General features: G+C 65.9%; 13 protein-coding genes. 5 read left to right on the top strand and 8 right to left on the bottom strand.

Going from position 1 to position 12,834, the window contains the following annotated elements:
- Window positions 1-51: 51 nt before the first annotated feature.
- The 3 genes from WIT60_RS06755 to WIT60_RS06745 form a co-directional block, all read right to left on the bottom strand.
- Entirely contained in the window at window positions 52-1,428 is a 1,377-nt protein-coding gene (locus WIT60_RS06755) for a sensor histidine kinase (protein ID WP_339583168.1), read from the bottom strand.
- A 117-nt stretch (window positions 1,429-1,545) separates the two neighbouring features.
- Entirely contained in the window at window positions 1,546-1,974 is a 429-nt protein-coding gene (locus tag WIT60_RS06750; RefSeq protein ID WP_339583167.1) for a YbaN family protein, read from the bottom strand.
- A 63-nt stretch (window positions 1,975-2,037) separates the two neighbouring features.
- Window positions 2,038-2,811, bottom strand: coding sequence for an alpha/beta fold hydrolase (locus WIT60_RS06745; RefSeq protein WP_339583166.1), 774 nt, complete (start codon window positions 2,809-2,811; stop codon window positions 2,038-2,040).
- An 82-nt stretch (window positions 2,812-2,893) separates the two neighbouring features.
- On the opposite strand from WIT60_RS06745, the gene WIT60_RS06740 reads away from it, so the two are divergent.
- Window positions 2,894-3,436, top strand: a complete 543-nt coding sequence (locus WIT60_RS06740; RefSeq protein WP_339583165.1) for a winged helix-turn-helix transcriptional regulator — start codon at window positions 2,894-2,896, stop codon at window positions 3,434-3,436.
- Here the strand turns inward: WIT60_RS06740 and WIT60_RS06735 are convergent, their stop codons facing one another.
- Both WIT60_RS06735 and WIT60_RS06730 read right to left on the bottom strand, forming a co-directional pair.
- Window positions 3,437-4,093 (bottom strand): DUF1294 domain-containing protein, encoded by a 657-nt coding sequence (locus tag WIT60_RS06735; RefSeq protein WP_339583164.1) that lies wholly within the window; start codon window positions 4,091-4,093, stop codon window positions 3,437-3,439.
- Window positions 4,094-4,139: 46 nt separating this feature from the next.
- Window positions 4,140-5,948 carry a glutamine--tRNA ligase/YqeY domain fusion protein gene (locus tag WIT60_RS06730; RefSeq protein WP_339583163.1) on the bottom strand — a complete coding sequence of 603 codons (1,809 nt, stop codon included), beginning with the start codon at window positions 5,946-5,948 and terminating at the stop codon, window positions 4,140-4,142.
- Between the two features lie 81 nt (window positions 5,949-6,029).
- Here WIT60_RS06730 and ppk2 point away from each other — a divergent pair, with 81 nt between their 5' ends.
- The gene (gene ppk2, locus WIT60_RS06725) at window positions 6,030-6,920 is read left to right on the top strand and encodes a polyphosphate kinase 2 (protein WP_339583162.1); all 891 of its coding nucleotides are present in this window, start codon (window positions 6,030-6,032) and stop codon (window positions 6,918-6,920) included.
- A gap of 16 nt (window positions 6,921-6,936) precedes the next feature.
- On the opposite strand, the gene WIT60_RS06720 is transcribed toward ppk2, so the two are convergent.
- Together WIT60_RS06720 and WIT60_RS06715 are read right to left on the bottom strand one after the other, a co-directional pair.
- Complete coding sequence (locus WIT60_RS06720; protein ID WP_339583161.1) at window positions 6,937-7,359, bottom strand: DUF1289 domain-containing protein; 423 nt, start codon at window positions 7,357-7,359, stop codon at window positions 6,937-6,939.
- 58 nt (window positions 7,360-7,417) lie between these two features.
- Window positions 7,418-8,764, bottom strand: a complete 1,347-nt coding sequence (locus tag WIT60_RS06715) for a tryptophan--tRNA ligase (RefSeq protein ID WP_339583160.1) — start codon at window positions 8,762-8,764, stop codon at window positions 7,418-7,420.
- 99 nt (window positions 8,765-8,863) lie between these two features.
- On the opposite strand from WIT60_RS06715, the gene purN reads away from it, so the two are divergent.
- The 3 genes from purN to WIT60_RS06700 are packed head-to-tail and all read left to right on the top strand — an operon-like array spanning window position 8,864 to window position 11,552.
- A complete protein-coding gene (gene purN, locus WIT60_RS06710) occupies window positions 8,864-9,496 on the top strand; it encodes a phosphoribosylglycinamide formyltransferase (protein ID WP_339583159.1) in 633 nt (210 codons plus the stop codon).
- Window positions 9,497-9,539: 43 nt separating this feature from the next.
- Window positions 9,540-10,166 carry a glutathione S-transferase gene (locus WIT60_RS06705; protein WP_339583158.1) on the top strand — a complete coding sequence of 209 codons (627 nt, stop codon included), beginning with the start codon at window positions 9,540-9,542 and terminating at the stop codon, window positions 10,164-10,166.
- 42 nt (window positions 10,167-10,208) lie between these two features.
- A complete protein-coding gene (locus WIT60_RS06700; protein WP_339583157.1) occupies window positions 10,209-11,552 on the top strand; it encodes a leucine-rich repeat-containing protein kinase family protein in 1,344 nt (447 codons plus the stop codon).
- 22 nt (window positions 11,553-11,574) lie between these two features.
- Here WIT60_RS06700 and WIT60_RS06695 read toward each other — a convergent pair whose 3' ends face one another.
- Window positions 11,575-12,780 carry an RCC1 domain-containing protein gene (locus WIT60_RS06695; protein ID WP_339583156.1) on the bottom strand — a complete coding sequence of 402 codons (1,206 nt, stop codon included), beginning with the start codon at window positions 12,778-12,780 and terminating at the stop codon, window positions 11,575-11,577.
- Window positions 12,781-12,834: the final 54 nt, after the last annotated feature.

Raw genomic sequence — 12,834 nt, 5'->3', positions numbered from 1 at the left:
TCAAATCACCGCCGCGCGCGTACAGACCGTGGCGCCGCGGGGTGCCGTCCGTCAGATGGCCGATTCGGTAGCCGGCAGCCAGAACCAGAACGTGGCACCCTGGCCTACCTGGCTTTCGGCCCCGACCCGGCCACCATGTCGCTCCACAATGCGCTGCACCAGCGTCAGACCCAGTCCCGTGCCCTCGAAGTCGCGGTCTTCATGCAAACGCTTGAACGGTGCGAACAAATCTGCACGGCGTGCCGCATCAAAGCCGACACCGTTGTCCTGCACAGTCACCTTCACGCCCCCATCATGGGTCTCGGCCCACACCCGCACCTGCGGTTGTGCCGAGCGACGAGAAAACTTCAAGGCGTTGCCCAGCAAGTTGATCAAGGCCTGACGCAACAAAGCCTTGTCCCCCTGCACCACCGGCAACGGGGCCACTTGCACTGGGCGGGCATGGCCTTCACCGTGCGACAACTCCAACTGCTGAACCGACTCCTCGACCAGGGACTCCAACGCCACGGTCTGACGGCGCAACTCGACGTGAGAAACCCGCGCCAATGCCAGCAGGTCCGACACCAGATCGGACAAATTGGCAGACTGCTTCTGAACGGCCTCGAACAAGCGCTGCGCACGGGGAACATCGCCCTCTGCCAACGCAGACAAGGCCACCGCAGACAGACCGGACATGCCGCCCAAAGGCCCCCGCAGGTCATGGGACACCATGCTGTTGAACGACTCCAGGGAGGCGATGATGTCGCGCAACTCGCGCGTGCGCTCCAGCACACGCTGCTCCAGCGACTCGTTGAGGTCACGCAGATGCGCCCGCATGCGCCCCATGGTGCCCGACATCACGCCCAAACCGGCCAGGGCAAACGGAACGGCCGACCAGTACCGCATCTCCACCTGGTTCAACCCCAGGGCTGCTGCCCCGGCCACCATCGGGATGTACAGCCCCAACATCGCGGCGGCAATGCCGTGACCGGCACCGGGCTCACGCCGCATCGCACCGATGCTGAGGTAGCCCAGGTAGGCAAAGATGGCGGCCGTCAGCGCATTGGCCATGAGGTTCTCATGACCCGGCCACAAGGGGCGGGCCGCAATCAATCCGATGTACAACAACCAGGTCACGGCGAAAGAGACCCAGGGGCCAGGGCGCGGATGCCCGGTGTACAGGCGACCGCCCGCGACCAGCGCCCCCATCGCAGAGATGCCCAACACCATGGTCACCAGTTTAAGCCCATCGCCCAGCGGCGAATGCATGGCGGCCAACAGCACGGGGGCGCCTGTGTTCATCACCCCCGCAGCGAGGTAGGTCGCACCCCACCAGCCCAGGCCCCATTCCGGGCGACCGTGACGAAAGCGCAAGAACACTGCGGCAACGAACAACTGCACCAAACCGGCGGCAATCGCGAAACCTTCCGAGAACGTCAAAGGAGGCATGCTGAGACCGAGGAATCTGACGTGCAGTGTCAGGCCATTCTCAACCCCGCTCGGCCGGTTTTTCCCTCACACCCCACCCAAATGGGGGATACACCCCTGCTGGAAGACCCGCAGTGCTCAAGGCTGTCGGACAGGTCGTGTCGGGATGCGCCACACCACGATGCAACCAACCAAGCCCGCCATCAGCACGGCCGCCTGCACCACAGGCCGCTCGGCCAACTGCCAGGCCGACACGCCCACCATCAAGGCCATCATCCCTGACGCCAGCCACTTGATGCGCAGCGGCAAACTGTGGTTCGCCTCCCAATCGCGCACCATCGGGCCCAGCCAGCGGTGCTGCACCAGCCACCGATGCAAGCGGGGCGAGGCCTTGGCAAAACACGCCGCGGCCAACAAGACAAAGGGGGTGGTGGGCAGGCCCGGCAGCACGGCGCCCAGCACACCCAGCAACAGCGAGAGCAGTCCTGCCCCGACCAGCAAGGCGCGCTTCAGTCGCACGCGGGCCGACAGGCGATCAGGTGACAGGGCAGGCTTCGGCGGGGGCATGCCGAGCATTGTCGCCCAGCGCGATCGTCCGTCACCCCATGCACGGGGTGGCACCTGAGCGCATCAGGCGCAGGCACGGGCCCAGTGGCGTGCCAGGCTGGGCTGAACCGCAGCGGGGTCTGCCAACAGCCCCATGTGCCCCAAGCCCACAACGGTCTCGACCACGGCGTGCGGATTGACCTCGGCCAGCCGGCTCACCATGTCGTGCGCAGGCGGCGTGGTGTGTGCACCGCGCACCAGGGTCATGGGTACATCCAACTGGTAGTGAGAGAAAGCCTGCGGCTCGGTCGAGACACTGCACACCTCGCGGAACATCTTCCAGGCCACGGGACGGGTCATGGCCTTCGCCTTTTCAGGCATGCTGGCCCACATGCCAGGGTGATTCCAGTAGTCGATGAAACGCTCGATCCAGGCCTCCGTGCCCCCCTCGGTCTCGTCCAGCATCGAGTTGGCCCCGTACAGCTCGGCGACCTGTGCGGCCGCTTCGGCGCTCAGCCGCTCGGGCTCTTGACGCAAGGCCCCGAACAGCACGGGCTCGTACAGCCACAAGGAACGCACGGGCAGGCCGCATTCCCGCGCCAGCGTCAAGGCCGCAAAGCCGCCATACGAATGCCCGCCCAGGTGAATGCCGGTGGTGCCCGGCTGAATCTGGGCCTTCAGGTGGGCCACTTCATCGTGCACCGAGAAGGCCGAGCCGCGCGGCAGCAGGTCCTGCGGGGTGTAGCCCCGGTTCACCGGCGTCAGCGGCGTGATGCCCTCGGGCAGGTCCACCAACAAGGGGCGCCACATGAATGGCCCCGTGGCCGTGGAATGGATGAACAACGCGACTTCGGACATGGCACACCTCATCTACTTGCATCAAAGAAGTAGATCAGAGATTAACACCACCAACTTGCATCAAGCAAGTAGAATCGAATCCATGCGTCGCACCTCCTTTGCCGACATGAACTGCTCGATTGCCCGCGCGCTCGACCTGATCGGCGAGTGGTGGACCTTGCTGATCGTTCGGGAAGCCTTCCTGGGCTGCCAGCGTTTTGGCGAGTTCGAAGCGCGCCTGGGCATCGCGCCCAATGTGCTGAGCCAGCGCCTGAGTCGGCTGGTCGAGGGCGGCATCCTGCAGGTGACGGCCACCAGCCAGAGCGGCAAGGCCCTGGCCTACCGCCTGACGGACAAGGGCCGCGATCTGCACCCGGTCATCGTGGCCCTGGCCCAATGGGGTGACAGGCATGCAGCCGCACCGGGAGGACCACCCATCCAGTTAGTGGAGCGCGCCACCGGCATGCCGATCGCGCCCCTGACCGCGCGCTCAGCCGTCACCGACCAGCCTCTGCGCCCGCGGGACGTTGCGGTGGTTGCCGGCCCGGGTGCCTCCGACGCGGATCGTGCACGGCTGAGCGATCTCAGGGCGCAGGAGCTGGCGCAAGGACGGCCGATGCCGGCCGAGCCAGCCCCGGGTACGTGATCAGGGCAACAGGCCCTGAGCTTGGCCGAACAGCAGGCCACCCACCGCCACCACGTGAACCACCAGCGTGGCCCAATAGGTGGTCTGAAACGCCTCCTTGCGTGATTTGTGACGCAGGATCTGCTGGGCGATCCGCGCCCCGGGCCAACCACCCAGCAAGCTCCACAGGTGCAGGCTGTTCTCCGGGGTGCGCCATTGGCCGCGCTGCGCCGCCCATTTGTCGCGCCAATACACGACAAAGGTCCAGACATTGAGCCCCAACCAGGCCGGAACGACCCAGGCCGGCAAACGCTGGGTCGCGCTGGCCCAGCCCAGCACGGCAGCCCACAACAGCGCGGCCCACAGGATCGGCCTCAGCCAGGGGTCGCGTGGTGCGGACGCAGGGGACGCCGCGCGCGCACGGCCACGCATGGGCGCATGGTTGGAAGCAGGCACCCGCCCTGTCGAGCGGGGCGCAAGCCCCTGCACGGCCACCGCACGCGGCCCCTTGCCGCCCACATGGACCAGCTCATAGCGCACAACCTGCCCCACCTGCGGCGTCCAACCTCGCTGCACGTCCTTCACATGGAAGAACACATCTTGCGTGTCAGCCGTGCCTTCGATGAAACCGAAGCCCCGGCCTGCCTCCCAGCGGATCACCTTGCCTGTTTTGTTCATGATGCAAAAAGGGGCCGAAGCCCCTTTGAATGGTGTCAAACTGTGATCACTTGGCCCAGTTGCCGTCCTTCAGGCCCGTGATCTTGTTGAACACGGGCTTGCCGGGCTGGTGGTCCAGGCGATCGGCCACGAAATAGCCGAAGCGCTCGAACTGGAACTTCTGATCGGGCAGCGCCGCAGCCAGCGAAGGCTCGACATAGGCCGTGACCACCTTCTTGCTGTCCGGGTTCAGGGCGGCCAGGAAGTCCTTGCCACCGGCGTCGGGTTGCGGATCGGTGAACAGGCGGTCGTAGATGCGCACTTCGGCAGCGACCCCATCGGCCACGCCCACCCAGGTGATGGCGGCCTTGACCTTGACCGAGTCGGCGCCCGGGGTGCCGCTCTTGGTGTCGGGCACCAGGGTGGCCAGTACCTCGGTGACGCGGCCGTCAGCGTCCTTGACGCAGCCAGTGCACTCGATGACGTAGCCGCCCTTCAGTCGCACCTTGTTGCCGGGGAACAAGCGCTTGTAGCCCTTGGGCGGCACCTCTTCAAAGTCCTCGCGCTCAATCCAGACTTCCTTGCCGATCGTGAAGTGACGGGGCGGCGCTGCCTGGCCTTCGGGCGGGTGCGGCAGCGCGGGCAAGGTGCAAGGCTCCAGGTGACCGGCACCCATCACCTCGTCCCAGTTGCTCAGGGTCAGCTTGACCGGGTCGAGCACGACCATGCCACGGTGCGCCTTGTTCTCCAGGTCGTCACGCAGCGCGATGTCCAGCGTGCTGTAGTCGATCCAGCTGTCGGACTTGGTCACGCCGATGCGCTCGGCAAACAGCTGCAGCGCCTCGGGCGTGTAGCCGCGACGGCGCAGACCCACGATGGTCGGCATGCGCGGGTCATCCCAGCCGCTCACGGTGCCCTCGTCCACCAGTTGCTTGAGTTTGCGCTTGCTGGTGATGACGTAGGTGAGGTTCAGGCGGGCGAACTCGTACTGGTGCGGTGTGGGTTGCTGCAGCAGGCCGCCTTCGGCCAGACGAGCTAGCAACCAGTCGTAGAACGGGCGCTGGTCTTCGAATTCGAGCGTGCAGATGGAGTGGGTGATCTGCTCGAGCGCGTCCTCGATGGGGTGCGCGAAGGTGTACATCGGGTAGATGCACCACTTGTCGCCCGTGTTGTGGTGGGTCGCACGGCGGATGCGGTAGATGGCCGGGTCGCGCAGGTTGATGTTGGGCGAGGCCATGTCGATCTTGGCGCGCAAGACCATGCTGCCGTCGGCATGCTGACCGTCGCGCATCTCCCGGAAGCGCGCCAGGTTCTCGGCCGGCGTGCGGCTGCGGAAGGGGCTGTCCTTGCCGGGCGTGGCGAAGTCGCCGCGGTTGGCGCGCATCTCTTCGGGCGTCTGCTCGTCCACATAGGCCAGACCGGCTTCGATCAGGTACTCGGCGGCGCGGTACATGAAGTCGAAGTAGTTGCTGGCGTAGTACAGGTGCTCTTGTGCCTGGCCGTTGAAGTTCGACGTCCACTCGAAACCCAGCCACTTCACCGCATCGATGATGGCGTTGACGTATTCGGTCTCTTCCTTCTCGGGATTGGTGTCGTCAAAGCGCAGGTGGCAGACGCCGCCATAGTCACGCGCCAGCCCGAAGTTCAGGCAGATGCTCTTGGCGTGGCCGATGTGCAGGTAGCCATTGGGCTCGGGCGGGAAACGGGTGCGGATCTTGGCCGGATCGGGCTCGCCGGCGGCGTGGTGGGCGGCATCGCCCGGGGTGCCGGCCCAGCGACGGCTGGCGTAGGTGCCCTGCTCCAGATCGCGATCGATGATGGCGCGCAGGAAGTTGCTGGGCTTGGCGGATGTGGTGTCGTCGGTCGGGGCGTTCATCCCTCGATTCTACGGGGCCGCTGGTCAGATGAGGCTCTGCACGATATAAGGAAAGCCTGTTCACCTGCACTCGCGACTACCATGGGCAACGGCAAAGACAACGGCAAGAACAAAGCCAAAGGCGGCAGCCAGACCGGTGGCAAAGGCAACGACACGGCTGGCAAGAACCGCAAGGCCGCGAGTGGTTTGAGCAAGAAGGATTACGAGGCCTTGCTGGAGCCGCTGCAGATCGAGCTCAACGGCATGGCGCGCTGGCTGGCCCACCACGGCAAACGCCTGGTCGTGATCTTTGAAGGGCGCGACACGGCCGGCAAGGGCGGCGCCATCAATGCGATAGCGGACTGCCTCAGCCCACGCCAGTGCCATGTGGTGGCGCTGAGCAAACCATCGGAAGACGAACAGGGACAGTGGTACTTCCAGCGCTATGTGCCCCACCTGCCCACCGCCGGTCAGATCACCCTGTTCGACCGCAGCTGGTACAACCGCCCCGGCGTCGAAACCGTGATGGGCTTTTGCAAACCGCAGGACACGGAACGCTTTTTCAAGCAGGCACCGGTGTTCGAGCAGTTGCTGGTCGATGATGGCATCCTGCTGTTCAAGTACTGGCTCACGGTGGACCAGGCCCAGCAGGAAGAACGCTTTGCCGAGCGCCGCGAAGACCCGCTCAAGCGCTGGAAGCTGTCACCGATCGACCTGGTGGCGCGCGAGAAGTACGAAGACTATGGCCGCGCCCGTGACCGCATGCTGGCTGCGACCCACACCCCGCACGCACCGTGGACGCTGGTGGATTTCAACGACCAGCGCCTGGGCCGTTTGACCCTGATCCGTCATTTGCTGGACCATCTGCCGGACACGCAGGTGCCCGAGCAGACCATCGAGTTTCCGCCGTTGCCGGGCCAGCCCGCCCAGGAATCTTTCAGCGGCCCTTTGAAGCCGATCCCGCCGTTCAAGCTGCCGAAGTCGGTGGATTGAAGCGCCGCAGTGCGGGTCAGGGTTGCGGCTTGGCCCGCTCCTGGGCGCGCTCGGCGTAGCGGTTGAAGCGCCAGGCCGTGCCTTCGGCGGTGATGCGGCGCCAGGTGGCGCGCTTCTCGGCCGGGCTCATCTCGGGCCAGTGCTGCACCTCGGCAAAGGTGCGGCCGCAGCCCTTGCACAGGGCGTCACCCTGACTGGTCGAGCAGATGGCGATGCAGGGGGTGTCGGGCAGGCTGTCGTACCAGGCCAGCCACGGGCCGCGGAAGTGCGCAGGCATGCTGGCCTCGTCGCACTCCACCTCCTGATGACGGTCCAGCAGTGCCAGCAAGGCGCTCAACTGAGTCACGGCATCGTGCGGTGTCCACCCGCCAAGCGGCGCTTCGCGACTGCGCCACCATTGCAGCGCAGCCTCGATGTCGGTGCGGTGGATGCCGGGCATGACGACAGCGTTCAGCAGAGGGTCCAGAAATCAGTAAGGGAGCGTGGTCGCCCCGGCTTCAGGCCTGGGCCGCCTTGCTCGCCTTGGCAGCCTGCTCTGCGGCCTCGTGGGCCTGCAGCGCCGCCAGGGCCGCTTCGACGGCTTCGCGGCTGACGCCTTCGGCCAGGCTCACGGGCGCTTCGGCCAAGGGCGCTGCCCCTTCGGTCTTGAAGCGCTTGACCCAGGCCCCCGCCACGCGGCCTTCGGCAAAGGCCTGGCTTTGCAACAGCAGGTCGCCGTGGGCGGTGGTCAGCTTGAAGTAGAACTGGCCATCGGCTTCACGATATTGCTTGAACACGGCCAACTCGGCCTTGTGCGCGGGGCCAGCCTTGGCCTCGACGGCTGCCGAGGCCACCATGCGGCGCAGACCGACGGCGTGGCGCAACTCTTTGAGGAACGGCGTGGCGCGTGCACGGGCCTTGTCGGCACCGGCTTGCAGCACCGACTCGATCTGCTCCGGATGGGCCACCAGTTCGGCATAGCGGGCGCGCATCGGGCCCACGTGGGCTTCGATCAGGTCAACCAGACGCTGCTTGGCCTCGCCCCAGGCTAGGCCGGCACGCAGGTCGGCGCGGAAGGTCTCGCGCTGAGCGGCGTCGGCAAAGGCGTCAAACAGGGTGACGAGGTGGGCGCCTTCCGGGTCCTTGGGCTCGCCGGGCAATTTGGAATCGGTCACCACGCGGGCAATGGCCTGCTGCAGCGCCTTCGGGCCACCTTCGAACAAGGGCACGGTGTTGTCGTAGCTCTTGCTCATCTTGCGGCCGTCCAGACCTGGCAGGGTCGCCACGGCGTCTTCGATCTCGGCCTCGGGCAGCACAAACAGATCCTTGCCACCGCCGTAGAGGTGGTTGAAGCGCATTGCCACGTCGCGCGCCATCTCGATGTGCTGGATCTGGTCACGGCCCACGGGCACGCGGTGAGCGTTGAACATCAGGATGTCGGCCGCCATCAGGATGGGGTAGCAGTACAGACCCATGGTGATGTTGGCGTCCGGGTCCTCGTCCTTGGCCACGTTGGCGTCCACCGACGCCTTGTAGGCGTGAGCGCGGTTCATCTGGCCCTTGGCGGTCACGCAGGTCAGCAGCCAGTTCAGCTCGGTGATCTCGGGGATGTCGCTCTGGGCGTAGAAGGTCACGCGCTCGGTGTCCAGGCCCGCGGCCAGCCAGGTGGCGGCGATTTCCAGACGCGAACGGGCGATGCGAGCCGGGTCGTCGCACTTGATGAGCGCGTGGTAGTCGGCCAGGAAGAAGAAGCTCTCGACCCCCGGCTCGCGGCTGGCCGCAATGGCCGGCCGGATGGCGCCGACGTAGTTGCCCAGGTGAGGGGTACCCGTGGTGGTGATGCCGGTGAGAACGCGTTGGGTCATGAGAGGGTGGCCAAAGGTCGGAACAAGAGGGAAATTGTAGGGGCTCCCCCTTGCGCCCGCTCCCCGAACCAAGACACGACCCACTACACTCTAGGCCGCATGAAAAACATCGTCATCCTGATCTCCGGCCGCGGCTCCAACATGGAAGCCATCGTCAACGCCTGTCAGCGTGAGGGCTGGCCTGCCCGCATCGCGGCGGTGATCAGCAACAAGGCCTCGGCCAGCGGCCTGCAGTTTGCGGCCGCCCAGGGCATTGCCACTGCCGTGGTCGACCACAAGGCTTTTGACAGCCGCGAGGCCTTCGATGCCGAACTGGCCCGCGTGATCGATGGCTACCAGCCCGATGTGGTGGTGCTGGCCGGCTTCATGCGCATCCTGACCGAAGGTTTTGTGCGCCATTACGAAGGCCGCCTGCTCAACATCCACCCCTCACTGCTGCCGGCCTTCCCCGGCCTGCACACGCATCAGCGCGCCATCGAGGCGGGTTGCAAGCTGGCCGGCGCCACCGTGCACTTCGTGACGCCCGAGCTGGACCACGGCCCGATCGTGCTGCAAGCCGCCGTTCCGGTGCTGGCCGATGACACCGAGGACAGCCTCTCAGCCCGTGTGCTGACGCACGAACACGTGATCTACCCGCAGGCCGTACGCTGGCTGGTGGAAGACCTGCTGAGCGTGAACGACGGCGTGGTGCGCCACCGCCAAGGTGCCACGCAGGTGCGCTGGGGCGGTTGAGCCGTGTGACGGCCGCGCCCCTCGGGTCACGGCCTCGGATGCCATGAGCACCCTGCCCCTTCTGTTCTCGTACCGGCGCTGCCCTTACGCCATCCGTGCCCGCCTGGCGCTGTGGCAAGCGGGCCTGGCCGTGCAGGTGCAGGAGGTGTCGCTGCGCGACAAGCCGGCCGAGCTGCTGCGGCTGTCGCCCAAGGGCACGGTGCCGGTGCTGTGTCTGGCCGACGGCATGGTGCTGGAGCAAAGCCTGGACATCATGCGCTGGGCCCTGGCGCAGCACGACCCGGATGGCTGGCTGCAAGCCGCCCCATTGGAGGCCATGCTGGCCCTGATCGCCCAGAACGACGGTCCCTTCAAACAGCTGCTCGACCGCTACAAGTACGCCGAGCGACATCCGGAACGCACGGCGAGCGAATGGAGAGATGAAGCCGTCCGCACGCACCTGGCCGACCTGGAAGCGCGACTGCAGCGCCAGCCCTGCCTGTTCGGCCCCCACTGGTCGCTGGCCGACATGGCCCTGCTGCCCTTCGTGCGCCAGTTTGCCCAGGTGGACCGCGCCTGGTTCGATGCCACCCCGGCCTTGCCCGCCCTCCGCGCCTGGCTGCAACGCGGCCTGGACCTGCCCCTGTTTGCCAACGTGATGGCCAAGCCGGAGCGCTCCGCGCAAGGCTGATCGCCCAACTGGATCGGCCGCGATCACGCCCACACCCTGCCCATGGACACCCTGAACCGACTGCGCGCAGGCCAACTGGCCGGCGTCACCCGCCTCGACCTGTCTTGCGGCCTGACCGAACTCCCCGAGGAGGTGTTCGCTCTGGCCGACACCTTGGAAGTCCTCAACCTGAGCGGTAACCGGCTGCGCAGCCTGCCCGACCTGAGCCGTCTGCATCGGCTGAAGGTGCTGTTCTGCTCGGACAACGACTTCACCGAAGTGCCCGAGCACCTGGGCGCGTGCCCCAGCCTGCGCATGGTGGGCTTCAAGTCCAACCACATCCGCCATGTGCCGGCCTCGGCCTTGCCACCCACGCTGCGCTGGCTGATCCTCACGGTCAACGAGATCGAGACGCTGCCCGACGCCATCGGCCGGTGCTCGGGGCTGGAGAAGGTCGCGCTGGCCGGTAACCGCTTGCGCACCCTGCCCGAGAGCATGGCGGCCTGCCAGCAACTGGGCCTGCTGCGGATCTCGGCCAACGACTTCCACACCCTGCCCGGATGGTTGCTGACCTTGCCCAAACTGGCCTGGCTGGCCTACGGGGGCAACCCATGTGAGGTCGCCGCGGCAAGCGGCGCGTCAACACCCGATGCGACAGCGCAGACCTCCTGGCCGCTCATCCCCTGGTCGAGCCTGACACTGGCCCACCTGCTGGGTGAAGGCGCGTCCGGCCACATCCATGCGGGCACGTGGCGACGCACACCCTCAGGCGAACCCGAAGCGGTGGCCGTGAAGCTCTTCAAGGGGGCCCTGACCAGCGACGGGCTACCGGACCAGGAGATGCAGGCCTGCCTGACCGCCGGCACACACCCGCACCTGATCCCGGTGCACGGTGTGCTGCAAGCTCACCCTGAAGGACGGCAAGGTCTGGTGATGCCACAGCTGGATGCCAGCTGGCGCGTGCTGGCCGGGCCGCCCAGCCTGGACAGTTGCACCCGCGATGTGTACGCGCCGGATGCCGCCTGGTCCATCGATACCGCCTGGCGCCTCGCGCAAGGCATCGCCTCGGCGACCGCGCACCTGCACGCCCGCGGTGTCCTGCACGGCGATCTGTATGCGCACAACATCCTGTGGCGCTCGGACGGGCAGGCTCTGCTCGGTGACTTCGGCGCCGCGTCCATCTTGCCGACGGGTGCGACACAACAGGCCACCCGCGATGCGCTGGCCAGGATGGACACGCTGGCGTTTGGCCACCTGCTCGAAGAACTGCTGCAAGGCACCGCCACCGCGGAGGACGATGATCCGCGTGCACAGACTTTGCGTCACTGGCAGGCGCGTTGCACCGATGCGCACGTGCTCGATCGACCTAGTATGCAAGAGGTGCGTCAGGCACTGCGCCAAGCCTGATGCCAGACAAGGTCGGCCGAAGCTAAAAAGCAAGTCCGCTGGGCACGCTGATGGAACAGTACTCTTGCTCGCAACTTTGGCCCAATTGGTCGTAGCTGTTGTCGCCCCAAACTCGCAAGCCACCCTCTCGGTTCAGTGCCGCACTGTGCCAACGGCCCGCCACGGCATGGCGGTAAGTGCCTGGCGCGCCGACCTGAACCGGTGTCGCAGCATCCGATTTGGGTTCATTGCCAATCTGGCCGCAGCAGTTGCTCCCCCAAGCCCACAGGCTCCCGTCTTGCTTCACCGCCAGGCCATGCCACTCGTTGATGGACACATGGGCATACCCCGGGCCGGCAATTTTGACTGGGGTTGATTGATCCGCAGCCGACCCATCCCCCACTTGCCCATACCCATTCCAACCCCACACATAGAGATCACCGCTCTCGGTGATCGCTGCGGTATTGGTGGTACCCGCAGCCACCTGCGTGAACTTCAGAGGCGTCAGCCCAACGTCCCAAACATCAATTTTTTGCGGCATGGACTGAGTCAGGTTGGTGCCGTCACCCAATTGCCCATGAGCATTGCCGCCCCAAGTCCACAGATTGCCACCGGCATCGATGGCAGCCGTGTGGTACGGCCCAGCCGCCACGGCAATGAACTGGGTCCCTGCCATGATGTGCTTCGGTACATCCGTGGTGTCGACCCCGCCATCACCCAACTGACCATAGGTGTTCTGGCCCCAAGTCCACAAACGACCGTCGCGGTCGATCGCTGCTGAGTGCGCGCCCCCGGCGCTCACCTGCTGGTAAAGGGCTTGGCCAACGCGAATGGGCAGTGCCTCATCCACATTCGCACCGTTGCCGAGTTGACCGTTCTCGTTCTTGCCCCAAGCCCACAAGGAGCCATCCGCCTTGAGTGCCAGGTTGTGAAACTCCCCAGAGGATACGGCGGTGTAAGCCTGGTCACTCGTGGCGTCCAATCGGGTCGGCGCCTGGCTGGTCGCAGCCGTCTTGTCGCATGCAGAACCGTAGGTGGAACACCCCCATGTCCACAGGCTGCCGTCGGCCTTGATGGCCACCGAATGTGTGGCGCCCGCGGCAATGGCAACAAAGCCCGTCGGTTGCACAGGTGGCGCGTTGGGCGTATCGGAAGATCCACCGCCACCACAGCCAAACAGGGAAGCCGTCACCAGGATGGTGGCGGTCCATCCACGAAGACGTGCGAATGAGCTCAATGGTGCGGACATCAGGTGTACCTTGATCGGGATCAGCCTGAGAAAGGCTCCGCGCAACCCGAGATG

Origin of the sequence: Aquabacterium sp. G14 (assembly GCF_037482285.1) — a bacterium.
Classification (GTDB): Bacteria; Pseudomonadota; Gammaproteobacteria; order Burkholderiales; family Burkholderiaceae_C; genus Aquabacterium.
This window is presented reverse-complemented; position numbering and strand designations above follow the sequence as displayed.